Annotated in this window: 25 protein-coding genes and 1 pseudogene; 6 read left to right on the top strand and 20 right to left on the bottom strand. The window is 44.0% G+C overall.

What is annotated here, in order from left to right:
• Positions 1 to 5: 5 nt before the first annotated feature.
• From C6Y06_RS04195 to yutH, 6 genes are all read right to left on the bottom strand, one after another.
• Complete coding sequence (locus tag C6Y06_RS04195) at positions 6 to 1976, bottom strand: alpha/beta hydrolase family protein (protein ID WP_066030451.1); 1971 nt, start codon at positions 1974 to 1976, stop codon at positions 6 to 8.
• 303 nt (positions 1977 to 2279) lie between these two features.
• On the bottom strand, positions 2280 to 3212 hold the full coding sequence (gene thrB / locus C6Y06_RS04190) for a homoserine kinase (RefSeq protein WP_066030450.1): 933 nt from the start codon (positions 3210 to 3212) through the stop codon (positions 2280 to 2282).
• Positions 3209 to 4270 carry a threonine synthase gene (gene thrC, locus C6Y06_RS04185; RefSeq protein ID WP_066030449.1) on the bottom strand — a complete coding sequence of 354 codons (1062 nt, stop codon included), beginning with the start codon at positions 4268 to 4270 and terminating at the stop codon, positions 3209 to 3211. The genes thrB and thrC overlap by 4 nt, the downstream gene beginning before the upstream one ends.
• On the bottom strand, positions 4270 to 5571 hold the full coding sequence (locus C6Y06_RS04180) for a homoserine dehydrogenase (RefSeq protein WP_034659873.1): 1302 nt from the start codon (positions 5569 to 5571) through the stop codon (positions 4270 to 4272). The genes thrC and C6Y06_RS04180 overlap by 1 nt, the downstream gene beginning before the upstream one ends.
• Positions 5572 to 5779: 208 nt before the next feature.
• Positions 5780 to 6763 carry a 2-hydroxyacid dehydrogenase gene (locus C6Y06_RS04170; RefSeq protein WP_106036543.1) on the bottom strand — a complete coding sequence of 328 codons (984 nt, stop codon included), beginning with the start codon at positions 6761 to 6763 and terminating at the stop codon, positions 5780 to 5782.
• A gap of 85 nt (positions 6764 to 6848) precedes the next feature.
• Entirely contained in the window at positions 6849 to 7877 is a 1029-nt protein-coding gene (yutH, locus tag C6Y06_RS04165) for a spore coat putative kinase YutH (protein ID WP_106036542.1), read from the bottom strand.
• Between the two features lie 115 nt (positions 7878 to 7992).
• Between yutH and C6Y06_RS04160 the strand changes: the two genes are divergently transcribed.
• Entirely contained in the window at positions 7993 to 8493 is a 501-nt protein-coding gene (locus tag C6Y06_RS04160; RefSeq protein ID WP_060597240.1) for a phosphatidylglycerophosphatase A family protein, read from the top strand.
• Between the two features lie 42 nt (positions 8494 to 8535).
• Here C6Y06_RS04160 and C6Y06_RS04155 read toward each other — a convergent pair whose 3' ends face one another.
• The 3 genes from C6Y06_RS04155 to C6Y06_RS04145 are packed head-to-tail and all read right to left on the bottom strand — an operon-like array spanning position 8536 to position 10057.
• Positions 8536 to 9309 (bottom strand): TIGR01457 family HAD-type hydrolase, encoded by a 774-nt coding sequence (locus tag C6Y06_RS04155; protein ID WP_106036583.1) that lies wholly within the window; start codon positions 9307 to 9309, stop codon positions 8536 to 8538.
• 18 nt (positions 9310 to 9327) lie between these two features.
• Positions 9328 to 9762, bottom strand: a complete 435-nt coding sequence (locus C6Y06_RS04150; protein ID WP_034659878.1) for a DUF86 domain-containing protein — start codon at positions 9760 to 9762, stop codon at positions 9328 to 9330.
• Positions 9763 to 9781: 19 nt separating this feature from the next.
• Positions 9782 to 10057 (bottom strand): YutD family protein, encoded by a 276-nt coding sequence (locus C6Y06_RS04145; protein WP_008346837.1) that lies wholly within the window; start codon positions 10055 to 10057, stop codon positions 9782 to 9784.
• Positions 10058 to 10177: 120 nt separating this feature from the next.
• On the opposite strand from C6Y06_RS04145, the gene C6Y06_RS04140 reads away from it, so the two are divergent.
• Positions 10178 to 10813: a YhcN/YlaJ family sporulation lipoprotein gene (locus tag C6Y06_RS04140; RefSeq protein WP_034659879.1), complete on the top strand. Its 636-nt coding sequence runs from the start codon at positions 10178 to 10180 to the stop codon at positions 10811 to 10813.
• A 39-nt stretch (positions 10814 to 10852) separates the two neighbouring features.
• Here C6Y06_RS04140 and lipA read toward each other — a convergent pair whose 3' ends face one another.
• Positions 10853 to 11749, bottom strand: a complete 897-nt coding sequence (gene lipA, locus C6Y06_RS04135) for a lipoyl synthase (protein WP_034660686.1) — start codon at positions 11747 to 11749, stop codon at positions 10853 to 10855.
• 327 nt (positions 11750 to 12076) lie between these two features.
• On the opposite strand from lipA, the gene C6Y06_RS04130 reads away from it, so the two are divergent.
• On the top strand, positions 12077 to 13021 hold the full coding sequence (locus C6Y06_RS04130) for a M23 family metallopeptidase (protein WP_223250433.1): 945 nt from the start codon (positions 12077 to 12079) through the stop codon (positions 13019 to 13021).
• 35 nt (positions 13022 to 13056) lie between these two features.
• On the opposite strand, the gene yunB is transcribed toward C6Y06_RS04130, so the two are convergent.
• The 4 genes from yunB to C6Y06_RS04110 all read right to left on the bottom strand — a co-directional run bounded on the left by yunB (position 13057) and on the right by C6Y06_RS04110 (position 16557).
• Entirely contained in the window at positions 13057 to 13821 is a 765-nt protein-coding gene (yunB, locus tag C6Y06_RS04125; protein WP_034282711.1) for a sporulation protein YunB, read from the bottom strand.
• Positions 13822 to 13897: 76 nt separating this feature from the next.
• Positions 13898 to 14203: a YunC family protein gene (locus tag C6Y06_RS04120; RefSeq protein WP_106036541.1), complete on the bottom strand. Its 306-nt coding sequence runs from the start codon at positions 14201 to 14203 to the stop codon at positions 13898 to 13900.
• A 67-nt stretch (positions 14204 to 14270) separates the two neighbouring features.
• Positions 14271 to 15644 carry a bifunctional metallophosphatase/5'-nucleotidase gene (locus C6Y06_RS04115; protein WP_106036540.1) on the bottom strand — a complete coding sequence of 458 codons (1374 nt, stop codon included), beginning with the start codon at positions 15642 to 15644 and terminating at the stop codon, positions 14271 to 14273.
• 61 nt (positions 15645 to 15705) lie between these two features.
• A complete protein-coding gene (locus C6Y06_RS04110) occupies positions 15706 to 16557 on the bottom strand; it encodes a DUF72 domain-containing protein (RefSeq protein ID WP_034659883.1) in 852 nt (283 codons plus the stop codon).
• A 321-nt stretch (positions 16558 to 16878) separates the two neighbouring features.
• Here C6Y06_RS04110 and C6Y06_RS04105 point away from each other — a divergent pair, with 321 nt between their 5' ends.
• A complete protein-coding gene (locus C6Y06_RS04105) occupies positions 16879 to 18039 on the top strand; it encodes a PucR family transcriptional regulator (protein WP_060597245.1) in 1161 nt (386 codons plus the stop codon).
• A gap of 60 nt (positions 18040 to 18099) precedes the next feature.
• Positions 18100 to 18240: pseudogene (locus C6Y06_RS20290) on the top strand (oxalate decarboxylase); the annotation flags it as partial.
• 57 nt (positions 18241 to 18297) lie between these two features.
• Here C6Y06_RS20290 and C6Y06_RS04095 read toward each other — a convergent pair.
• Positions 18298 to 19488, bottom strand: coding sequence for an MFS transporter (locus tag C6Y06_RS04095; RefSeq protein ID WP_060597247.1), 1191 nt, complete (start codon positions 19486 to 19488; stop codon positions 18298 to 18300).
• Between the two features lie 157 nt (positions 19489 to 19645).
• Positions 19646 to 20881, bottom strand: coding sequence for a pyridoxal-phosphate-dependent aminotransferase family protein (locus C6Y06_RS04090; protein WP_066031736.1), 1236 nt, complete (start codon positions 20879 to 20881; stop codon positions 19646 to 19648).
• 169 nt (positions 20882 to 21050) lie between these two features.
• On the opposite strand from C6Y06_RS04090, the gene C6Y06_RS04085 reads away from it, so the two are divergent.
• Positions 21051 to 21929, top strand: a complete 879-nt coding sequence (locus C6Y06_RS04085) for an endonuclease I family protein (RefSeq protein WP_106036539.1) — start codon at positions 21051 to 21053, stop codon at positions 21927 to 21929.
• Positions 21930 to 21944: 15 nt separating this feature from the next.
• On the opposite strand, the gene C6Y06_RS04080 is transcribed toward C6Y06_RS04085, so the two are convergent.
• From C6Y06_RS04080 to C6Y06_RS04065, 4 genes are all read right to left on the bottom strand, one after another.
• Complete coding sequence (locus tag C6Y06_RS04080; protein ID WP_066030439.1) at positions 21945 to 22688, bottom strand: IucA/IucC family C-terminal-domain containing protein; 744 nt, start codon at positions 22686 to 22688, stop codon at positions 21945 to 21947.
• Positions 22689 to 22709: 21 nt separating this feature from the next.
• Positions 22710 to 23747, bottom strand: a complete 1038-nt coding sequence (locus C6Y06_RS04075; RefSeq protein ID WP_066030438.1) for a FecCD family ABC transporter permease — start codon at positions 23745 to 23747, stop codon at positions 22710 to 22712.
• Positions 23740 to 24756 (bottom strand): FecCD family ABC transporter permease, encoded by a 1017-nt coding sequence (locus C6Y06_RS04070; RefSeq protein WP_034659893.1) that lies wholly within the window; start codon positions 24754 to 24756, stop codon positions 23740 to 23742. The genes C6Y06_RS04075 and C6Y06_RS04070 overlap by 8 nt, the downstream gene beginning before the upstream one ends.
• A gap of 70 nt (positions 24757 to 24826) precedes the next feature.
• On the bottom strand, positions 24827 to 25780 hold the full coding sequence (locus tag C6Y06_RS04065) for an ABC transporter substrate-binding protein (RefSeq protein ID WP_106030461.1): 954 nt from the start codon (positions 25778 to 25780) through the stop codon (positions 24827 to 24829).
• Between the last annotated feature and the right edge of the window lie 116 nt (positions 25781 to 25896).

Below are 25896 nucleotides of genomic sequence, written 5' to 3'. Positions count from 1 at the left end.
CATTATTAACTTAACTTCTCTCTAAACCAGTCCTTCATAAAGGTCAGTCTTTGAATACGCTGCCCCGGATGGCCACTTCTGGATAAATCATGAGATGCCTTCGGGAATTTGACGAGCCTTGTGTCTTTCCCAAGCTCCTTCAGTGCTACAAAAAGTTGTTCTGCTTGATCAACTGGGCAGCGATAGTCTTCATCGCTGTGCAAGATGAGAAGCGGCGTCTTCACCTGCTTCACATACTTTAGCGGCGAACGATCCCATAGCTTATCGGCCGAATCATAAATATCCCCATCAATCTGCCATCTTGTGAAGTAATAACCGATGTCACTAATGCCATAAAAGCTAATCCAGTTTGAAATGGACCGCTGTGTGACGGCTGCGCGAAAGCGGTCGGTTTGCCCGACAATCCAGTTTGTCATAAAACCTCCATAGCTACCGCCTGTTACTCCGAGCCTCGTTTCATCAAGTAAATCATAGGCTTTGAGCACATGATCAACAGCCTGCATGACATCCTTATAATCAACGCCACCATAGCTTCCTCTCACACGGTCGCTAAACATCTGTCCGTATCCATGACTGCCATGAGGATTGATATATACGATGGCATAGCCTTCAGCAGCGAGCATTTGAAATTCATGAAAATACGTATAACCATACATCGCATGCGGTCCACCATGAATCTCTAAAATGAGAGGATATTTCTTCCCGTCTTCCATTTGGGAAGGCTTCATAAACCAGCCATGCACCTCATCACCTTCTTTTGACTGAAACGAAAATGGCTCTGGTACCGATAGGACATGCTCCTTAAGAAAGGTGTCATGCTCGAACGTGATTTGCTTTAGATCCGCCTCCCCTAATGTCAGCTCATACAGCTCACTTGGTGAAACGTGCGTAAGCCGGCTGAGCAGCAATTTGGATTCATCTGGATGAAGGCTGAAGTTTGTAATATGTTCTGCCTCTAATCGAACTGGATAGGCTAAGCCTTCAACGGAGAAATAATAAATCCCTGTACTGCCTTGATCAGAAACAAGCGCATAAAACCCCTGGCTATCCTTTGTCCACTGCGGAAGCTGATTGGCTTCGCCCATGACGCTATCTCCTGCCATACAGTTGCCCACATACATATCGAGCATTTCTGACAGCTGAACTACTTTTTCTTCCTTCAGATCATACAGCCATAATGCTGGGAAGGTAGCATTTTGAAATTCGCGCTCATGTCCGATATACACGAGGCTCTCTCCATTTGGAGAAAAAGACACGGTGGAATAAGCGCCAGCTGATTGTGTGATTTTCTTTGTCGTACTGTCCTCTAATGACAGGAGGCACACGTCACTTATGTAAGGTATCTGAGGATTTGATTGAATATAGGCAAGCCATTTCCCGCACGGAGAGACCGTGTGACTCACATGATGATGCTGCCCGCTCGTGACAGCCTCTACCTCTCCTGAGTGGGTATCCACTTGAATGATCTGCGTGAAACGCCCATCTAAATAACCTCTGCCATCTGCTTTATAGGTCAAATCATCATATACCGCAGGAGCGAAATCATCTCGCTCTTCCTTTTTTTCATCATGAACAGATTCTGATTGTTTCAGTGACACAGCCGCATAAATGAAAGCTCCATCTGGTGAAAAGACAGGATGAGATACCCCGTATGGAATCGCCGTTAAGGTGCGCACACCGCCTCCCTGACTCTGAATCAGTGCCAGCTGAGGAACTTCCTTTGGCTTTTGCAAAATAAAAGCAAGCTGCCTGCTGTCTTTTGACCACACTGGCTGATGATGCTTTCCATCCTCAAATGTCCATTGTGACAGCTCCTCTGTCTCTTCATCTCGAACCCATAAATGGATGTTGTAATCATCTTTTTTCTCATTCACCGTGACTTTTGTAAAAACCGCCTTTTTTCCATCTGGTGAATAAACCGGATGAGAAACAGAAACAATCTTCGTTAAATCTTCTGCCGTCATCAATTTCTTCATGAATGTATCTCCCCCTTTTACGCATAAAAAATAGTTCGATCCTCTAAATAATAATCCCTGCTTCTTCCTATAAAACAAGGATAAAAAAAGAACGTGCAGATTTACAGCACGTTCTCAGATTATTGAAAAAGGGCTAAAATGATCTTTATTTTAGCTCTTTTTCTTCTTTTCAGCGTGATAGAAAACCTTTGCAGTCTAGGAAGGACGAGTACTGGCACGGAGCGAATTTGACATTCGTGAGCACCAGCACGCAGGACTGACACCGAATGCGAGGGTTTGTCTACACGCTGGTAACGTGCATTTTTACAGCACGTTCTTTACTTGATTGACAGGATCATGCTCCACGACAACACCTTCTACCGGTACCGTCAGCAAATCTACTTCGCAATGCGGGAAGTTTTGGGCAAGCTGTTCTAACAGCGCTTCTCCCTTCCCTTTTTCAACTAAGGTTAAGATCGTCGGTCCAGCACCGCTTAATGCCGTTCCATACGCTCCTTTTAGCGAAGCGACATGCTCTACCTTCGACAGCTCTGGGACGAGCATTGTGCGGTAAGGCTGATGAAATAAATCCTTATTCATCATTTCTCCAACAAGCGGCCAGTTTTGCGTCATTAATGCCGCTACAAGCACGTTGCTCACAGCACTCGCACTGACAGCATGTTTATAGGAAAGATCCTCTGGCAGGACATCACGGGCATCCTTTGTCAGCACTTCATAAAAAGGAATCACGACGACAACATCTATATCCACATGCTGCACTTTGACGGCATGTGTCTGGTCTTCTTCATGAAGACCAATCAGTAAACCGCCGAATAAAGAAGCACCCGCATTATCTGGATGACCTTCTACCTCACTTGCAAAAAAGAGCTTTTGATCATCTGTCATATTTAATTCGAGAAGCTGATTGGCCAGCTCAATGGCTGCCACAATTGCAGCAGCACTGCTTCCCAGCCCCCGTGCCAATGGAATATCACTCCACACTTTGACATAAACAGGCGGGAGTGTTTTTCCAAAGTGATCTGCGACCTTTTTGGCTGTTTGATAAATTAGGTTGTCGGTGCCTGATGGAATCCCGGACACGACATCTGTTTCTGCTTCAAACAGCCAGCTATCATGGTCATAGACCGATAGCTTTAAATAGCGGCTGAGCGCCATTCCAACTGAATCAAAGCCTGGTCCTAAATTGGCAGTGCTTCCCGGTACTGTGATTGTAAAAAGCATGGAGGCTTTACTCATACGCGCGCGGCCTTTTCTAAGTGTTCAAGAATTTGATCTTCATCTGCATCGAGTGTGACCGGCTTGATTTGTGAAATATCAATTGCCGTATTCGGATCTTTCAATCCGTTGCCTGTTAATACCGCAACAACTTTACTGCCTGGCTTGATTTCTCCGGATTTCACCTGCTTTAGCACACCTGCGATAGACGCACAAGAGCCCGGTTCTGCAAACACGCCTTCTTCACGTGCAATCAATTGATATGCATGAAGAATTTCCTCGTCAGTCACTTCATCAATCTTTCCGTTTGATTCATCTGCGGCTGCCACAGCTTGCTTCCAGCTCGCTGGATTTCCGATACGGATGGCAGTTGCCACTGTTTCTGGCTGTTCAATCACTTCATTTCGTACGATTGCTGCTGCACCTTCTGCTTCAAAGCCGCGCATGACTGGCAGTCCAGTTCCTTTTTTCTCATGGTATTCCTTGAAGCCTTTCCAGTAGGCGGTGATGTTCCCTGCATTTCCAACAGGAATCGCCAGTACGTCCGGGGCCGAGCCTAGCTGCTCACAGATTTCAAATGCCGCAGTTTTTTGTCCTTCAATTCGGTACGGATTGACAGAGTTAACAAGAGCAATCGGCGCTTTTTCACAGATGCTGCGGACGATTTTCAGCGCATCATCAAAGTTGCCGTCAATCGCAATGATCTCTGCTCCGTACATCACAGCCTGTGCAAGCTTCCCGAAGGCAATTTTCCCGTCTGGAATGATGACGATACATTTCATATCAGCACGGGCTGCATAAGCCGCTGCCGCCGCAGAGGTATTCCCTGTCGAAGCACACATGATCGTATCATTGCCTTCTTCTTTTGCCTTTGCAACAGCCATGACCATTCCACGATCCTTGAAAGAGCCTGTTGGATTGACGCCTTCTGTTTTCACATGAAGCTCAACCCCCAGCTTTTCCGAAAGTTTGGCAAGGTGGATCAGCGGTGTATTCCCTTCATTTAATGTTAGTTTTGGTGTTGATTCGTTTACTGGTAAGAATTCTTGGAATTCCTCAATAAGTCCATTCCACTTCATCAGCTTAAACCGTTCCCTTCTACTCGGTACGTGCTCTTCACTTGAACCACCACGTCGAGATCGTTTAATTTTTGCAGGATATTTGAGAAATCTTCTTCTGAGGTCCGGTGTGTAATAATCACAATTTCAGCCAGCTCATCATGCCCTTTCACAGGAAGCTGAAGGATCTTTTCAAAGCTGATGCCTCTTTCAGAAAAAATAGATGTAATGCGGGAGAATGCCCCGACTTGATCTCTGACATGAATTCTTAAGAATTGCTGAGCAAATACTTCCGATGGCGATTTGATCTTTTTCTCAAACTGCGGTGCGATAAATCCGCTTCCGTTCACGCCAAGGCGCATGTTTTTCATCACTGCGACTAAGTCTGATACAACAGCGGTTGCCGTTGGCAGGCTTCCAGCTCCAGGTCCGTAAAACATCGTTTCCCCTACAGCACTCCCATAGACATACACCGCATTGAATTCATTGTTGACCGATGATAACGGATGGTGATCAGGGAGTAAAGTTGGCTGGACACTGACTTCTACCTTTTCTCCGTCCCGCTGGGCAATTCCGATCAGCTTCATTGTGTAGCCAAATCGTTTACTGAAATTAATGTCTTCATCAGACACGTCAGAGATGCCTCTGACCTTTACATCCTCTAATTCCACATTCATGGAAAAGCCGAGTCTTGCAAGAATCGCCATTTTCCTTGCTGCATCAAGTCCTTCTACATCAGCTGTCGGGTCTGCTTCTGCAAAGCCAAGATCCTGCGCTTCTTTTAAGACATCTTCATATGCGCTTTTATCGACGTTCATTTTCGTTAAAATAAAATTCGTTGTACCGTTCACAATCCCCATCATCTTCGTAATTCGGTCAGAGGCCAATCCTTCCTCCAGCGTACGCAGAATCGGAATTCCTCCGGCTACACTTGCTTCATAATAAAGATCACAGCCATTTTCTTTCGCAACATGTAAAAGCTCTGTTCCGTAAAGCGCCATTAAATCTTTATTGGCTGTAATGACATGCTTCTTCTCATTTAACGCATCTATTAAATATTGTTTTGTCTCTTCAATGCCGCCCATCACTTCAATAATGACGTCGACCTCTGGATCTCTAATCACATCGTATACTTCAGTTGTGAAGACCTCTCTTGCCACATCCACATCTCTCTTTTTATCGGGATTGCTCACAAGCACTTTTTGTATTAATACCGGACAGCCGATCTGGTGCATTAATTTATCCTGGTGATCTTGGATAATCTTGACGACACCGCTCCCCACTGTTCCTAATCCTAATAGTCCAACTCGAATTGCCTTCACCTGAAATTCCACCTTTCTCCGTCAATGTCCTCTCTAAAAAGACATTTGTTAACCTAACACAGACATTCAATGTACACACATTATAAAGGGGTATCCTCATTTTGACAAGGTAATAAAATAAGAGATTGTCAGAATGAAACCGCTTAACAGCTATTTATATCAAGATTCTATATTTTCAAAATATTTTTGTCAGAAAAGCTCCCGAAACTCAGGGAGCCTTATATGATGAACGAACCGGCGTTTTGGCTTGCTGACCTTGTAAGACAAGCGCAATATTTTCAGCACACAAACGCATCATTGTTTTTCTCGTTTCGACACTTGCACTTCCAATATGAGGGAGAACCGTGACGTTAGGTAATGTTGTTAACGGATGAGACGGGCTGACAGGTTCCTGTCTAAATACATCCAGACCGGCTCCGGCAATTTTTCCTGTCGTGACCGCCTCATATAAAGCATCCTCATCCACAGTCTGTCCTCTTGATACATTAATAAAATAGGCTGAGTTCTTCATCAGATCAAATGCTTTTTCATTAAACATGTCTTTTGTTTCCGGGGTTAAAGGGGTAAGACAGACGATGAAATCAGACTGCGTAAGCAGTTCCTCAAATGGCGCATAAGTCACGCCGAGCTGCGCTTCTGCCTCTGGCTTTCTTGACCGGTTATGGTACAGCACCTTCATGTCAAAGCCTGCTGCCCGCTTAGCAAGCGCTGTTCCGATGCTGCCCATGCCAACAATTCCAAGGGTTTTGTGATGAATATCAGCGCCGGCAAGAAGAAGAGGCCCCCAGCCTGTCCAATTTCCTTCCTTAATCCAATCACTCGCCTCGACAATCCGTCTGGCTGACGCCATCAGAAGGGCAAAGGCTAAATCAGCCGTGGATTCTGTTAATACATCCGGTGTATGACAAATAGTGATATTGCGCTTTTCAGCGGCCTCAAGATCAATATTGTCATAGCCAACAGCAAGGTTTGCGATCACCTTAACATTTGGAGTTTTTGATAAAAGGGCTTCATCTACTTGATCTGACAGCATGGTGAGAAGCGCATTCGCTTGAGCTGCTTGTTTTTCTAATTCTTCTCTTGGACATGGCTCATCCTCGCTCGGCCACATCTCAATATGAGCGACTTCTTTTAATGGTGTAAGTGATGCTTCATCCAGCTTTCTTGTGATATAGACATAAGGTTTCGGCAAGAAGAACACTCCTTTGATTGATTTCTTTAAGCATAACGAAAAACGCCTCAAGAGAAAAGAGACGTTTCATCTGTTCACTGAAACTTCAAATCCCTGGACCTGTGATCCAGCCAACTGACGGTATCGGGCTCTCGCCGCTTCGCATGGCACTCATTTCTTGAAAGACCTTCAGAAAGTATTCATAGCGATTGGCATCATTTAGGACGTAATCTAACCGCTCTTCATAATATGATTTTTCATTTTCTCCTGACATGTAGTAGCCTTCCACAATTTCAAAATAATGAAGCGGGAACAACAAGCGGCTGTATAACAAACGCTTAGAAAAGGAAGAAAGAGGTGTCACCTGCTCATATTGCTGAAGAAAGGAGAAGCCTTCTTCAATTAAATCTTCCTTATGCTGGACAAAGGTTTCTCTTAAGTATTCGGCAATATCCCGGGTTGGATGATCAAAGACCCAATCTACAGGTAAACGAAGCGGCTGCTCATGCGGCCAAGTCCTCCGCGAAAAACGCTGGTGGCAGACAGTGCCTGAGTCACATTCCTTCGGTTCATCATCAAGCTCAGTATCCACTAAATATTGAATGGCATTTTCCGTTAATCCAAGATAATACGGAAAGGATTCGATGAATTTTTTTTCAAACTGTTCCAGTGGTTTTTGGTGCATTTGCTGCATCCAAAAGCCTTCAAGCTGATCTAACCGTTTTGCCCACAATTCCTTCCAGGCTCCCACACGTTTTGTTTCAGATACCTCATATGGAAACCCTCTTCCCCTGACATGAAAGGCCGCCAGCTCTGACGCCTGCTGGAACGAGCGGCTTGAGATCGGCGGTGCTGCCTTTAATAAAGCATACAGTTCCTTTCCATGAGTAAAGGTGGGCTTCTCTTCATTTGTTAATTCAAACACAGCGACGTATGGGTCTCCGGCATTCAGTAAATACTGACTGATATGATACAGCTCTGTGAGTTCTTCTTCTCGCAAATGAGACACAGGGACAATGATGAAGAGAGTCTCTGACGTTTGAAAGCTCTGATAACTGCCATATGGCATAAATTGACGCACATCAATACCAAATGTGTGATAAATGGTTTCTTTCATGTTTTCACCTGCGTTCATATGATCGATCTCTTATCATATCGTAGTCGCAGGTTGAGGGATTTATGAATACTATTTACTATCCGAAGCTTTTTACACGTTGTGGACCAAATTACGAGGATTGGGTGAGGAATATATGCCGCATCATCATGAGATGAACGAAGTAGAAAAAACAGCAAGACGCCGTCTACAAGAACGAGGCGTATCCATTCAAGATATAGCAGACCTTGTCTACTTTTTACAGGAAAAATATCATCCTGGCTTAGACATGACAGAATGCATCCACAATGTGGAGCGTGTCATCGCAAAACGAGAAGTCCAAAATGCGATATTAACAGGCGTCGAACTAGACGTACTAGCCGAGCAAAAAAAGCTAACCGAGCCGCTTCAGTCCATTTTAGAAACAGACGAAAGCCTGTATGGTGTTGATGAAATTCTATCCTTTGCTATCGTCAATATTTATGGTTCGATCGGCTTTACGAATTACGGATATATCGATAAAGAAAAACCAGGGATTCTCGGGAAACTCAATGATAAATCCACAGGCGAGTGCCACACCTTTTTAGATGACATTGTCGGCGCCATTGCTGCTGCAGCATCAAGCAGGCTTGCACATAGTACGAGAAATGCGGAATAAAGCAAAAAAGAGGACGCGCGCGTAACGCTTGTCCTCTTTTTTTTATGATAATCGCTCAATCCACTCGGATAATGAATCAATGACATAGGTTGGCTGTTTGTCATACTTCTGAAGCAGCTCTTTTGTTGTCACGCCTGTATGAACGAGTAATGTGTCCATTCCTGCATTCATCCCTGCCATAATATCCGTATCATAGTTATCACCCACCATAAGCGTCTCAGACAGATCGGTCCCGAGCACCCTCATCGCTTGTTCCATGATGATGGATTCTGGCTTCCCGATAAATGTTGGCTTGACCGTAGTAGTGACAGTCAATACAGATGTTAAAGAGCCGTTGCCTGGCAGAAGTCCTCTTTCTGTTGGAATGGCAATATCACCATTTGTTGAGACAAATTGTGCGCCTTGACGAATGGCAATCGCACCTACTGCGAATTTTTCATATGTAATGTCTCGGTCAATTCCAACAACAACGAAATCAGCGTCTTCCTGACCGAACATTAGCCCTTTTTCTTCAATGGCCTGCTTGATTCCTTCTTCACCGATAACGTAAACAGACGCGTCTTTCTTTTGCTCGGCAATATAATTGGCTGTCGCCATACTTGTTGTAAAGACTTGTTCTTCAGTTGCTGGAATATCGAATGAAACAAGCTTGTCTGCTACCTGCTTCGGCGTGCGTGACGAGTTATTCGTGACAAACAAGTAAGGAATGTTTAGCTCATTTAACTTTTGAACAAATTGACCTGCTTCTTCGATCTTTTCTGTTCCTTTATACATTGTTCCGTCTAAATCAATTAAGTAGCCTTTGTATTTCATGATGCTCACAACTCCAATGGATTATTTAAACGCTGATACTGGGCCAAGCTCCTGCTCCAAGTAGGTACGGATGCGGCTTGGGAAAACCTCTAGCGCATGCTCAACCTCGCTGATCACCTGCAGCAAGTCGTGATGAACCACTTCCTGGTATTGCTGCACAAGTGTTTTACGGCACGAGACAAGCTTTTTCAGCTGACTGCCTTCCTCTTCGGGTACAACCTTTTCATCAACAAGAATATCCATGATGTCATCATAGCTTCCTGGATCACGCATAATAAAGCCATCAATCATATCATTTCCCGTATCAAGAATACATTCGACGAGCAAATGAACAATTCGTTCCAGCGCTTTTTTCTCTAGTGGACTTGTCCATGTTTGATGACTGCGCATCAACTCATATTGCTCCTCGAAAAAACGTAATGTCTCTTCAATTTTTTTTCTGTCTACGAAATACATCATGACGCTCCCCTTTGCGTTATTTTCTGATTCGTTTTAAGACAAAATAGGCACAGCCAAAATTACAGTATTCATAAATGTATTCATCAAGTGTGCTGATTTTTGTATCAAATGTGGCCTTTTGGTTTTGGTCATCAAAGAACCCCTTCAGTCTCAGCTGATTGTAGCCCCAGTCCCCCACAATATAATCGTACTTATTTAAAATATCTGAGTACCTTGCTTTAAACGCTTCTTCATCAAAACCGTCTTTAATCTCTCTTACAAGATCAAAAGTAGCATTCTGAATGACGATCATCTTCTCACCTCTTTTTAAACGATCCATCTTTAATGATAATTCATTGGAAGAACTCCATCAATTGCTAAAGCATGTTTTTTCCGATTTAGCCGAAGCTAAAGAAAAAAGGAGGTCACATTTATGAAGAAACAACTGACAGCCGCGATTCTCCTCAGCATGCTTTTAGGCGGGTGCGGCTTTCAATCAGGTATGAACCGGCAAGTGGATGAAGATTCTTCAAGTAAAACCATCCGTCTATCGGATCGTCATGAAGGAAATAATTCCAACATGCCAGAAGCAGACACAAACAGAGCAGGATATGTTCGTTATCAGCGCCAGCAAGTAACGGATCAGAAAGAAAGAACACCTGCTTTAAATCGCGAGCATCTTGCCCACGTCATTACAAGTTTAACTGTGCAGCTCCCAAACATCAAAGATGCAGCCACACTTGTGACAGATGAGGATGCACTGATTGTATATCGAACAGGAAACAAAAACCGGGATGAATCTGCCGATCAAGTAAAGAAAACGGCGGTTTCTGTTCTCCCTCGTTATTATCATGTATACGTCTCTGATAATCCAGAGCACTTTCAATCCATTGCCAATTTTTCACGTCTTCAAACCAATTCACGTGATTTTGATCAAATTTTAACCAAAACGATTCAACAAATGAAATATTCCCCTCAAGGTGGAGATATTTCTACGAAAGAAGATGCAAATGGTATGACGAATTCTGACCGTACCATGAGAAGAAACGCCCCTTACGGCCAAAATTAATATGAGAAAAAACGCCAGAGATCTCTGGCGTTTTCTTTGTTATGCTTGCGCCTGACGCTTTTTAGACGCTTCGTTTACTTGTTCATCTGCATGGTAGGAAGAGCGCACAAGCGGTCCAGCTTCACAATGGCTAAAGCCTTTTGACATCGCAATTTCTTTCAGCTCTGCAAACTCATCCGGATGGTAGTATTTTTGAACTTTCAAATGCTTTTTCGAAGGTTGTAAATACTGACCAATCGCCATAATATCCACGTTGCTCGCAAGAAGATCATCCATGACTTCAATGATTTCTTCCTTCGTTTCACCTAGTCCAATCATAATGCTTGATTTCGTTGGAATGTCGGGCTGCATTTCTTTTGCGCGGCGCAAGAATTCTAATGAACGATCATATGTAGCACGTGCACGAACCCTTGGCGTTAATCTGCGAACTGTTTCAATATTGTGATTTAAAATATCAGGACGTGTGTCCATTAACGTCTTCAAATTATCGTAATTGCCGCCCATGTCTGAAGGGAGAACTTCAATTGTCGTGAATGGACTTTTTCTTCTAATGGCACGAACGGTTTCAGCAAACACACCTGCTCCGCCATCCTTTTGATCATCCCTTGCAACCGCTGTTATGACAGCGTGCTTTAAGTTCATTAAGGCTACTGAATCTGCCACGCGTTCTGGCTCTTGCAGGTCAAGCTCAGTTGGAAGTCCTGTTTTCACCGCACAGAAACGGCATGCGCGCGTACAAACAGATCCAAGGATCATAAATGTAGCGGTTCTTCTCACCGCCCAGCATTCATGGATATTCGGACATTTTGCTTCCTCACAAACGGTATTCAGGTTGTTTTCCCGCATCATTTTTTTCAAACCGGTATAGTTTTCATTCGTATTCAGCTTAATTTTAAGCCAGTCCGGTTTTCTTACGTGCTCTTCCTTCTTTGCCAATTCCATCATCTCCATATGAATTCGTTAAAGGTGCATCTACAAAAATCTTCCTGCTATATACGATGGATGCAGCTAAGAAGCTGCAAAAAATTGAATCTTCGGCCTAAAGCCTTTTCTTTAGACACTTTAACATAGTACAGATTGAACAACAAGGGAATGAGCTGCAAAAATACCCAAAAGCCTCCTAAAAAAATCAGAAGAAAATTACTAACATTTTCTTCTTATGAAATAGGATGATCTAACCACACTAAACGGTAGAAGACGATGCTTGATGAAAGGAGATGGACGTTTGTGAAAGTGGTTTTAGCCATCATGATCGCTCTTTCAATGCTTCCTTTACCTGTTCATGCACAAGGGGAAGGCAAGCAGCCAGATGTACTGAAGCAGCGAATGGCACTATACGAAAAAGTCGCCATCACGACACAAGTTCCATGGTATGTACTTGCTGCGGTTGATCAGTATGAGCACAATATTCGAAAAAGCAGAAGAGATTTACCGAAACAAAAAGGCATCATTGGTATCTACATTCCCCGGGAAATGTGGATCGGCCCTGAAAACCCGAATAAGCAGGATACCTCTCCTTTAAGCATTAAAGTGTTTGATGGAATTGGACTTGATGGAAACGGGGATGGAAAAGCGAACAGCGATGACGATGAGGATGTATTATTCACGTTTGCTCAATACTTGCTTCATTACGGCAGCAGCATTGATCAATTAAAAATTGCTTTATGGGACTATTATGGCCGAGATCAAACCGTTGGAATCATTTCATCTTTTATGAAGCTATATCAGCACTATGGCCATCTTGACCTCGGAAAGCATGCTTTCCCTCTTCCGGTTGGAGCTGACTACAGCTACCGGAGCACATGGGGAGATGCAAGAGGATTTGGAGGCAGAAGAATTCACGAGGGCACGGATTTATTTGCCCATTATGGACTTCCCGTTCGTGCGACATCGTATGGCGTGATTGAAATGAAAGGCTGGAACCGCTTTGGCGGCTGGCGGATTGGTATTCGAGATATTCATAATCATTATCATTACTTCGCTCATTTAAATGGCTTTGCAAAAGGACTCAAAACAGGTCAAATTGTTGAACCCGGACAGGTCATTGGATCTGTCGGAAGCTCCGGTTATGGCCCCCCAGGCACAGCAGGAAAATTTCCGCCGCATCTTCACTATGGCATGTATAAAGACAACGGCAGAACTGAATGGTCATTTGATCCATACCCTCATTTAAGGGCGTGGGAAAGAGCTGAGCGGAAACGCAAATAAAAAAACAGCCCAATCATTCCTTGGGCTGTTTTTCATTATTCTTTCTTCTCCTTTTTCTCTGGGAGAACAATCGATGGAGCGCCTGAGTTTGTTCCACTGCCGTTATAATAATCTGGTACGTCCCCTTGAACGGCTTGTATGGAGACGGGAACTGAGTTCTTGACCACGATTGTTTCAGATGCAAACGGGATGATGACTCTCACCTTGACCTCGATCAGAACACTAATATCAATCAAGGCATTGTTGATGCCATAGGGCTTAATATTTTTTTCAACGTCCGTATGCGGGTCACCAATGACACTAAAGCGTACAGGCACTTTTGGCCCTAGATTGGCGATGAGTGCATTTCCGGACGCTTGCCCAAGCGGAATGTTATATATAATGCCGTCATGTCCATCTGTTTGATCCTTTAACGCTTCTTTTGCCTCTTTTTGAAAGTTCCCCTTTTCAATGTCCTCTAAATTTTTTTGAAGATGACGTGACAGATCAGCCATTGCTTTCGATGTTGCCTGCGCATTAAAATCGATGGTCGTTACTTTTCCGTTCTCACTTGTATTCATGACCACCATATCCTTCATATTCTCCTGATCGTCTGCAAAGTCTTGAACAGAATATTGAATCAGATGATTGGCGATACGCTCTGTTTCTAGTTCAGCAATGTGAATAAGGGTTGGTTTAATTGAACGGTTAATAAAAAATAGACTAATGACGGTTGAGAGTACAAAGAATAAGATTGCAAGCAGCATGACGTATCGAAATGGCAAAGGGCCCTTTTTATAGGGGCGATAACGGCGGTTCATTCTCAATAAAAAATCCCCCCTTCTCCACTACAAGTGTATGCAGACAGGCGGGGGGATAGGAATCATCTATCCATTTTTATTTCACCATTTTTAATAATGCGTCTCTTCCATTGGTTCCAACTGTAATGCCTAGCGCTTCTGCGGCGTATGTCACAGATTCTAAAGGGGCATCAAGCAATTGCTCAATGGTCCTCACACCAACTGCTCTCCCTGCGATAATTCCTCTATCTGCAAGCTTTTCATTTAAGAGCCCGACATCCAGTGCACCGCACATAATATACCCATGTTCATTTGTCACCGCCATAAAATTCGTCTTCGGCAGTTTGACGGTGACGGCTGTAAAGGAATGTCCATCAATTTTAATAGGTGTTAAATTCACCAAATCCCTTCACTCCTCTCATCACAATCTATGTGACAAGAGGGCGAGTGTTGTTAGGCTAAAGCGGATTTCATGTGGTTTCCTTCAGGCGCCAAGTAAGCACATCACGTAAAAATTCCGGCATGAAATATTCAATGTGTTCATGGTCACGGATATGAGGAAATAGAGAGCCTAATGTATACATATCGACTGTGCCAACCGTATAGGAAGCGTCCTTTTTGATCAATTGATCATGTACAAAGACATCCTTTACCCGTTTGGTTTCGCCTTCTTCTACTGTAAAGGTGAGGCCGCTATACAGCATTTTCCCCATCAGCTCACCTCTAAAGCCGAAGCCCTTGATGCGCAGCTGTTCCATTTTTTCTTCACAGGCACGCCGAACGGTTTCGATGAGCTGTTGACCGGTAAGCGTCACCCGAATGGGATTAATGGGATGCGGGCAGATTCGGTGGACTTCTTCTCTTGTCACGATTCCTGCCTCTAATGAATCAAGCACCATACCTGCATTCATCATGCCGATATCTGCCCCGCACCAATCTTTAATGGCATCTGTTAAGAGCTGCGGAAGCGGGGATTCATCAAACCACTTCGTTTCTAACCTTGACTCAATCGCTGTTACTTTTTCCTGCATGAGGGCTTTGGCTCTTCTTTCTGCTTGCTGTAAGGTAGTGATGGCTTCATCTGATTCACTGATCAGCTGATCCACTGACTGCACCGTTGCTTTTTTCTCGATCAGCTCTTTGCGCGCTATGTCAATTGTCAGCTCGACACAGCCAATATAATGCCCATACTTTTCAGCGCATGCAAGCAGCACCCCATTGTTCATTTCACCCTGTTCTAACAAATGATGCGTGTGCGAGCCTAGGATGATGTCGATGTCAGGGAAATCACGGGCGACCTCCCGATCATGGATGATACCAAGATGGGATAAGAGCACAATGACATCCGCCTGTCCCTTCACTTCCTGCAGCATGACCCGTATGCTGTCAAACGGATCTGTAATGTCCCAGCCCAGCTTTTCATAGACGGGTGTATACGCAATGGTCACGCCTAAGAGACATATTTTCAGTCCGTTTTCCATTTGGATCATATGATAGGGCTTTGCCCACGATGGCCTTTTGCCTTTCTCAAATAAATTAGACAGGACCACTGGAAATTGTGCATGCTCGTACAATTGATCCAGCTGATCATGAGGCAGCGTAATGCCTTCATTATTCCCAATCGTGACCCCGTTATAGCCAAGCTGATTGAGGAGCTTGACGTTTACCTTTCCATAATCAGCTTCTGACACAAGGTTCACTCGGTCCATATGGTCGCCAATATCAAACAAGAGCATCTGATCGTGAACTTGACGCTTTTCTTCAATATAAGCTGCGATTTTTGGCCAGTTCTCAAAGTGGCTGTGCAAGTCGTTTGTATGATATAACCATAGCTTCTGCAGCATGTTGATCTCTCCCTCAAGTTGTCACTGAACCGTCATTCAGGTTGAAAGCCGCAGCTCTCAATTAACTAAATAAATCTAACTGCTTCGGAGAAAGGCTTGAATACGTAATATCCAGCAAATCAATCATCTGCTGGCCATTCGCCGCTGCATCTCCGCCGGAGTTATTATTAAACACGACATAGACATCTTTTGATTGCTGATGCAGAATGTCGAGATTCTTTTTCCACTCTTTTAATTCAGCTTCATTATATAAATATAAGTATCGCACTTCACGCCAATTCTCATGGTCTGCTGGGTGAAGCCAGCCCTGTTTATTTCTTCCGTGAAAACGGACCAATGTTTTATCACGGTGCGTAGCTTGTATGACTGGCGGAATGGAGCCTTCTCCAACTTGCGGCTCATCACAAACAGAATGAATCCATCCTTCTTTTTCCATAAAGGACAAGGTCTGCTCATAAAATTCATCTGAGAACCATGTGCGGTTACGGAATTCGAGGGCACATGGAATGTCACCCATCTTCTCTTTACACCATCTTAAATAGTGGACGTGCTCTTTTTTGCAATCAAACCATGGTGGAAATTGAAACAGAACCATGGCTAGTTTCCCTTCACGAATGAGCGGAGTCAATGAAAGAATAAATGCGTCAAACATCTCTTCCTTCGAAGCAAACGGAATTTCGCCCCTCTGATGCCCGGTCATTCCTTGATATGCTTTCACGACAAATTGAAAGGTATCTGGCGTATCCTTGATCCACTTTTCATGATTACGCTCAGGCTGAACCGCATAAAAGCTGGCATCCAGCTCCACAATGGGAAACGTTGATGAATAGTGAAACAGCTTTTGAGCGCTGCCGATTTTCGGCGGATAAAGACTGTCATGGTCTCCCCAGCCAGTTAATCCGATATAAATCATGTTTCTCACCTCTTGCCACTCTCATGTATAGACGGCTTCCTCACATGAAAGCCTTTTTCTCTTGTGATACCCATATTTCTGAAAGAAATTCTTCTGTCTACAACATATCATATTTGCCCGTAATTCTGAATGAAGATGACTGACGGTACGTGATTTTGTCCTGACGCTCTGTTTGTTTGTGATATTAGTTGACAACTTTCTATCTAAAATGATTTGAGCTGATAACATAAATTGCATATCAGAGAAGTTACCAGTGATTGTCCATTTATTTATTCATCTTCACCAAGAGCTTTAGTTCTCAATAAAGGAGACTTAGTGGATATGAACATAGACGATAACCAGTTTGAAGCATTGCAAAAAATCGCCGAAAGGATTCTCAAGCCTGTCTATTTGTGTAACCAGCATGGACGTATTCTCTGCAACTCGCACACCATGATCACGAGCCCAGATTGGATTCGCATTCTCCCCTTTTTCCAAAGAAGGACACCCCATTATTTTTCGATGATATATGCGAAGCAAACCTTTTCCGTCTTTCCGATTGATCTAACCGAACAAACATGTGAGTATGTGGTCATCCCTTCCTTCATTCCTCCGCTGGATGAAACACTGCAAGTCTTCATTGCACAAGCAGTAAACGAAATCTCAATTGCGCGAATGAGACAATATACTGCCCAGCAAACGGCCAAGCGTGCCAGAAATGAAGGGTTTCGCAGATGGATAGAGGGTGCATCGTATTCTCAGCAAGACGCTGCATACATTGCGAAGACGTTTGGATTAAACGTAGAAAACAGCTATCTATGTATGATCTGTCAGCTTGATCATTGTCATGAAACCACTCATTTTTTGAACCAGCAACTGATGTTAGATCAAGTCGTTGATCTACTTGACAGCGCACTTCCAAGCTCTCCTTTTCCTTCCTTTCTGTTTGTCAAAGGTGATATGGGCATTGTATTAATGGAAGAGACAGGAAGTTGGTCAGAGATGAGTGGCAGACTCCTCTCTTTTTTGAAACAGTTGCAGATGCTCGTTAGCATACAAGCGAATCACACCATTTCCTTTGGCGTGAGCTTGACTAGTTGTCGCATCACCCATCTGTCTGAGGGCTACAGTGAAGCATTAGAGGCTCTTCAAGCCGGACATCTCTCGTCGCAGGCGGAATATATTCAGTTCTATCAGGCAAAGGATGTGCCAGATTTATTGAAGCTTATTCCAAGAAAGGATTTAGTCACGTTTCACCAGATGCACCTTCACCCGTTATATGAAGCTGGTCAAAACCTCCTCCACACCTTATCTGTCTATTTAGAAACGCATTGCCACATTTCAGAAACAGCGAAACGTTTGTCTATTCATCGCAACACGGTCATTTATCGATTGGAGAAGTGTGAGGAGCTGCTTCGGATCAGCTTAAAAGACCCTGAAGCCACATTAAGGCTGCGCTTAGCATTACGTATTCAGATGCTTCTCTCACACCATCCTGATTGAATGTTTTCTGCCGAAGCTTCATATAGTTTGGAGGAGAAAAGTGATACACGAGGAGGCAAAAATCGCTTTGCAGATATTTCGTTGAATCAGTGGATGGCCTTAACCCCTCCTCAATTAGTGAAAGAGCATTTACATGTAGATGATGCCATGATTCGTGCGCTTCATAAAGAAAAATCACCTGTCGTTACATATAAAAGGTGATGACCATTATAATAAAACCGATCAATCTGTGCTGATCGGTTTTTTTATAAACAAATTTTAAGAAATTGCAGAAGTATGCTGCACTTTTTTCCCCCACACGATGGATGCAATGAAGCTTATGCAAAGCACTAGTGTTCCGAGCATAAAAGGAAACTCAATATTCACATCAAATAGTATGCCCGCAAGGCTCGGCCCGACGATATTGGCAAGGCTCATAAAGGATGTATTGAGACCGCCCGCTACTCCTTGCTGATTACCTGCCATTTTGGACAGCAATGTATTGAGAGCTGGACGAACAAATGAAGTAGCCGACAAAAATAAAATAGAGCCTGTAAAGATCAGCCAAAAGGACGGCGCAAAACGGCAGACGATGAGCATCAAAGCCGCTCCTAGCAGTGCATAACGCACGACGCGCATTTCACCAAATCGTTTCACACAGGCATTCACCAACGCACCTTGGACAAGCACGCCAGCAAGACCCGCAACCGTAATCACAAACGCAATATCCTTCGGTGTAAATCCATGTTTTTGGTCTACATATAAGCCGAAAATCGATTCAAAGTGAATAATGCCAAAATTGAGGACAAACGCCAATATAAACAAAAAACCGTAGGATGTCTTTAAAGCTTGCATCATTTGCACAAAAGGGTTGAAATGAATGTCTTTGTTTAACCGCGCTTCTTCCTGCTTTTCCTTTGTTAAAGTTTCAGGTAAAAACAGGATGGATAATAGGGTAGAAAGAGCTGCAAAGGAACCTGCGATGAGAAAAGGAAAAGCGATCCCATACTCGACCAAATAGCCGCCTACGCCTGGTCCAATAACAAAGCCTAACGTCATTGCTGCACTAAATAGCCCCATTCCTTTCCCTCGGTCCTTCTCACTTGTGATATCAGCAATGTATGCAAACATGGCTGGCATGAGTAAAGCTCCGGCCGCACCGCCTAAAAAACGTGATACAAACAGCATCCACAGCTGATCAGCAAATGCAAAAATAAACTGGGCAATGGTAAAGCCGGCAATCCCGGCAATGATCAATTTTCTACGTCCAAATCGATCGGTCAGTGCGCCTGCAACCGGCGATAAAGCAAATTGTGTAAGACCTGTTGCAGCGACAAGAAAACCGAGTGTTTTTCCTGTTGCGCCAAAGGCTTCAATATAACTTGGCATGACAGGGACAATGAGGCCAAAGCCAAGCATGGCAATAAAAATATTGAGCATCAAAATGTATAATCTGCCCATTTTCTTCATATCAAAAAACCTCTTTCTCCAAAATAAATGAAAATGATGTCAAAAACTCAGAACTTCTTCAGTATAGCGATATCACTGTCTATAAGTCTAGTTTTTCAAAAATTAGTTTTCTTTTCCAATTAAAAAATACCCGCAAATAGCGAGTATCCGTATGACTTTATTCACCTTGTTCATAGATAGAAAGAGCCGCCTGAAGCCCTGCTCCGCAATGGATGGATGCACCGTGTTTGATTAGAATCGCTTCCAGCCCTGCTAACACAAACAGCACGTTTTCTTTTCTGCAGCTATAGCCCATTGTGCCAATTCTCCATATACGTCCGGCTAGCGGTCCAAAGGAGCTTGCGATTTCAATGCCAAAATGCTTAAGCAGATCGGCACGTACCGCTTCTCCATCAATACCACTTGGAATCTCAATACATGTCACAACTGGCATTTTACAATGTGGATCACCGAACAATTCAAGTCCCATCGCTTCAAGACCTTTCATCAAGGCTTTCTCGTGATATGCGTGCCTTTGAAAACGCTCAGACAGTCCTTCTTCCAGCACAACACGAACCCCTTCACGAAGTGCATAGAGCATCGTTGTCGCTTCTGTATGATGATTTAATCGTCTAGGGCTCCAATAATCCTGGAGCTGGCTGAGATCAAAGTAATTGCTTTTAATTGGAGAAATATCCATTTGCTCCTGCAATTCATCCTGTGTCGCAATTCCCTTTTCCACTTTCTTTCTCGATTCAACGACAGCTGCCACCCGGTCATTATACGTGATAGGTGACATGCCTGATGGAACAGACAAGCACTTCTGCGTACCGCCAATCGCCGCATCAATCTTCCATTCGTCCACTTTCACCTGGGCCCCGCCAATGGTTGCTACAGCGTCTACAATGAACAGTGCATCGAGTTCTCGGCACGCTTCACCAATTTGCTCAAGCGGCTGCAACCGCCCCGTGGATGTTTCACCATGGACCATCGCAACGATTCTAGGCTTGACCTGCTTCATTTCCTGAATGATATCGCTAGGATCAAAAACCGTTCCCCATCCACATTCCATTGTATGTACCTCAGCACCATAGCGCTGTCCTATTTCAATGAGCAGATGACCGAAGCGGCCAAAGACAGGCACAAGCATTGAATCACCCGGCTCAATGACACTGGCAAGCACAGCTTCAAGCCCTGAACGAGACGTGCCGTCAATCGGAAAAGCCCATTCATTTTCTGTTTGGAAAAGCGACCGCAATAAGGTCATCGTTTCATTCATGATATGTGTAAATGCTGGATCAAATTGACCGAGAATTGGGGTACTCATCACACGGAGCACTCTCGGGTCTACTTCAACAGGTCCTGGTGTCATAATCGTTCTTGAAGGTATTTGCAGTTCTTTCACGTTATCCATCCTCTCCCTCGCTGTCGTCCTATATGCCCACTTATACAGCAATGCTGTTAAAATAGCAATCTCATTTCCTACGAATTCATTACATAACATTTACGATAAATCCATTTATTTCTTTCTGACAATATGATAGAAATAAAGAGAATACATTCCCTATTAAGGAGGAAATCGAATGAAGAGAACCTTATTTGGAACTGTGGCTGCCGGAATCATGATATTCGGCACGTTAGCCGCCCCGCTGCCTCCAGCTGCGAAAGCTCAAAGCTTTACTCTGAATAAACCGAGCCAAACCATCACATTTTCCCCGTTACAGCTTCAAAACGAAACATCTGCACAACAAGCGAAAACAGCCGCTACAAGTCAAATCGATTTCTATTATCATTCTGCTAATGGCAAATCAGGACCCGCTCTAAAGAAAGCTTTACACGATATTATTGATGATCATAAGCAGCTATCCTACAGCCAAGTTTGGGATGCCTTAAAGAAAACAGATGAAGATCCAAAGAATCCAAGCAATGTGCTCTTGCTCTATAGCGGTGTCTCTCGCTCAAAGCAAGCGAATGGCGGAAATGTTGGCCAGTGGAACCGGGAGCATGTCTGGGCTAAGTCACACGGCAACTTTGGGACAAGCCAGGGCCCCGGTACAGATCTCCATCATCTGCGGGCAACAGACGTGCAAACGAATAGCACACGTGGAAATTTAGATTTTGATCTGGGCGGAAATGAATACAAGGGGGCACCGGGTAATTTCTACGACAGCGACTCATTCGAACCTCATAGCCGGGTGAAAGGGGATGTGGCAAGAATGCTCTTTTATATGGCAGTGCGGTACGAGGGCGATGACCGCTTTCCAGATTTAGAATTAAACGACAAAGTGAATAATGGAAGCGCCCCTCTCCATGGCAAAATGTCCGTACTTCTCAAGTGGCACAAACAAGATCCAGTCGATCAAATCGAACGGAACCGCAACGAGATCATTTATGAAACGTATCAGAACAACCGCAATCCCTTTATCGATCACCCAGAATGGGCAGGCGCGATTTGGGAATAAAAAAGAAGGGCACTGCTATGAGCAAGCAGTGCCTTTCTTTTTTTCAAGCGGACAGACAAGACAATAATCGAGACTCTCCGATTTTTTCTCGAGCTTATAATACATACAGCAGGTCTTTCGGTCGGATGTTTCTAGTAAACTGTCATCTAAGTTTAAGCTGTGATGAAATGGATTTTGTTTTGCTCCGAATACATCACCAGCCGCTTGCTTCAGATACAGATAATCCTCCCGCACGCGCTGCTTCACCGCAGGCTCTTCGGCTTCCCGCATCATGCTGCGATAAAGAGAATTGATACGAACCGCTATATTCTCCCACAAAATGGTATACGGAAGTCTTGAAGTGCGCTTCAGCACGTCTAAAAGAGGGGTAACACACTCCGTAAACAGCGCATGCACAGCCTGCTCTCTCCATTCATGCCGATCTCCTTCTAGTGGAACAAACGAACACAAAGACTCATCAATTTCAATTTTCCGATCCTCTCTAAAGGCACATGCCTCCGGTGAAAACTGATAGACACCGTCATACAGCGTCATCATGTACAAAGAGGAACTGACGGCTAAGTAGGCATAACGCTTTGAAAACATCGACGCTGCTACCGCCACATTCGGTGCATGCATGGCTTCCTTTTCAGCCTCTAATAAACGCAGGACAGATGCTTCTGAAAAAAGCGCAGCAAGTGTGCGGTCAGATGTCATTGGTCCATTTGTGATGTGTACCCCGAAATCAAGTAATTCTCTCTCAACCCACTCTGGCCTCATATCAAAACCTCCATCTTTCGTTTATCGATTTCGCTGCTGGTATAACAAATAAATAAAGAACGGTGCACCAATTGCAGCCGTGAATACACCTGCTGGTACATCTAACGGTAGAAAAGCCGTTCTAGCTACTAAATCTGCCAGCATCACGAGAATACTCCCAACAAGCGCAGATGCCGGCACCAGCGCAATGAAGGAGCGGCCGATGATCATCCGTGCGACATGCGGCGCCATCAGTCCAACAAATTCAATGCCGCCTGCAAAGGCAACAGCAATCCCCGCCAATGTCACACTCATCAGCAGAAAGAATAACCGTTTTGCCTGCACTTTTACCCCGAGACCTGTTGCGAGATCATCTCCAAGCTCCTTCACATTCATCGTTCTTGCTAACACCATGACAATTGGTAAAATGATCATGACCCAAGGAAGCATCGACATGACGTCCTTCATCGTAGAACCATATAAACTGCCCGTCAGCCAAATATATGACTTTGTCGTCGTCATCGTATCACTAAGAACAAGAGTAAACGTCACACACGCCTTCATAATGGCAGAAATCCCGATGCCCATTAGGACAAGTGTGATCGGCTTCACCCCTTTTTTCCATGAAAGCAAATAAATCAGACACGAAACAGCAAAAGCCCCTGCAATCGCCCATAAGGATTGATACGCAATAGGCACAGTGCCCATCCAAAAGACAATAAACATAATCGCACCGAACGAAGCACCACTCGTAATCCCAATGATGTCAGGCGATGCAAGCGGATTGCGGATTAACCCTTGCAAAATAAGTCCTGATACCGCAAGCGCGGCCCCCACTAAGACAGCCAGCAATGTTCTTGGAATTCTCAGTGTATTGAGCACAAAGGTGTTTCCCTCTCCCTGACCGATTAAATGAAGCAGCACATCCATCGGCTGAATAAACCGGCTGCCCATACAGAGACTGAGAATAAATAATCCAAAAGCAACGGCCGTCAATAAAAGTAAAATCAAAAACGTCCGCTTTGAAAATTGAAATGAAATGCGCCCGCCCTTTGAACGCACTGTATATGTTTTAGCCACCTGTCTTCAACCCCTTGCGCACGAGATAAACAAATAGAGGCGCTCCTGCTACCGCCGTCATGACACCAATCGGTACTTCCTGCGGCATGATCAGAAAACGAGCCGCAAGGTCTGCGACAAGTAAAAGAGACGCCCCCACTACTGCACAATACGGAAGTACCCAGCGGTGGTCAGGTCCGACAAGCTTTTTCACAATATGCGGCACTAGAAAACCAACAAACCCAATCGATCCTGCGACAGCAACGGAACCACCCGCTAAAAAGACGACGAGAACTCCCATCGTGATTTTCAGCACCAGCGTACGCTGGCCAAGTCCCTTTGCAATATCATCTCCTGACAAAAGGACATTGATGGAGCGTCCAAGAAGCAGCGCCACAACTGTTGCACCTAAAATATAAGGCAAAACAGGCAGCAGCATATCAATGCTTCTTCCAGACACTGAACCCGCCATCCAGAACAGGATGCTTTGAATCGACTGTTCATTCACGATTAAAAGACCTTGTGTAAAGGACGCAAACAGTGCAGATATCGCCGCACCTGCAAGGACAATTTTGACCGGTGTCAATCCATCTCTTCCAATGGAGCCCAAGAGAAAAACGAGCATCCCTGCAATCGCAGCACCTAAAAAGGCTGTCCACATATAGCCTGTTAATGACTCTGTTGAAAAGAAAACAATCGAAATGACGATAAAAAATAGTCCACCTGCATTAATGCCTAACAAATCTGGCGCCGCAAGCGGATTTCTCGTTAATGCCTGCATCAGTGCACCTGAAATGGCTAGACTTGATCCAACAACCGCTGCAATTAAAGCTCTTGATAATCTGGATGTCATGACAATGACACTGTTTGGATCCGATTCATCAAAATGAAGAAACGCATGGATGGTGGCTTTGAGGGAAATCGAGGTTTGCCCAAGAGATATGCTCAGCATAAAAAAGACCAACATCAATACAACGAATCCAGCAAAAAGCAGCGCCTTGCTCGAATCCTTTTTTAATAAACTTCTCATCTGATTCCCGCTTTCAATCTGTTATGGAAAAAGGAGAAAATGGTTTTTCACATTTTCTCCTCTGCTATCCTTATTTATCAATTCCGAGACGATCATAAATATCATCAAGCATCATGTTTGCAGCAGTGATACCGCCTGCCATGTTCCAAGTGATTTCATCGACTTTATGCACTTGTTTCGCTTTCACTGCGTCAAGCTGCTTCCATAAAGGATGACTCGTCCACTCTTTATATGCTTTTTCAACCGCTTTATCCTGATCATCCATGAAGTAATAGATCACATCTGCATCCATTTGCGGAATGCTCTCTTTGTCTGTCAGTGTAATGATGTCTTGCTTTTTATCTTTGACATTCTTAGGTCCTTCAAAGCCTAGCTCTGTTAAAATGGACCCTGCGAATCCAGTTTGATAGATTCTAGCATGATCTGCCCGGAAGTTCACCACAGACACACTCATTGGCCAGTTTTTGATGTCTTTTTTCGCTTTTTCTTTGAAATCAGCGACACGATCATCCCACTTCGTTAGCAATTCTTTTGATTTGTCTTGCTGATTTAACGCTTCACCCATTAATTTCACTGTATCTTTAAAAGTGAATACTGTTTCTGTTGCTACAGTTGGAGCGATTTCTTTCAGCTGATCAAAAATTTGCTCGTGGCGGATTTTTGATGCAATGATTAAATCTGGGTTAAGCTTTTCAATTTCCTCTAAGTTTGGCTGAGTTTCCTGCCCAACAATTTTGACATCTTTTAAGTCATCTCTTAAATATTTATACGTAGGTGCTTCAAGCCATGATTCAACAACACCCACTGGTTTAATGCCCATAGCGACTGCTGCATCTGTTGCTCCTTGGTACAGCGTCACCACACGTTTAGGCGATCCTTTTATTTCAGTTGAACCGATAGCGCTTTCAACGGTTCTTGTTTTTTCTTTACTAGCTGACTTGCCTTCACTGTTATTGCTGCCGCAAGCTGCAAGTAAAACGATGGAGAGCACAACTATTAGCGACCAAAAAGATTTTTTGAACATGTACCTCACCTATCCATTCTATATGTAGTCATATCGTTTGATAACGATTCTCATTATCACACTATGATTTTATCATAGAAAAGGATGGTGTCAATGTAAATTTTTAAGAAAAAGGG

The organism is Bacillus sp. MZGC1 (assembly GCF_002998605.1).
Classification (GTDB): domain Bacteria; phylum Bacillota; class Bacilli; order Bacillales; family Bacillaceae; genus Bacillus.
The sequence above is the reverse complement of the archived record's forward strand: the minus strand, read 5'-3'. Positions and strand labels throughout refer to the sequence as shown.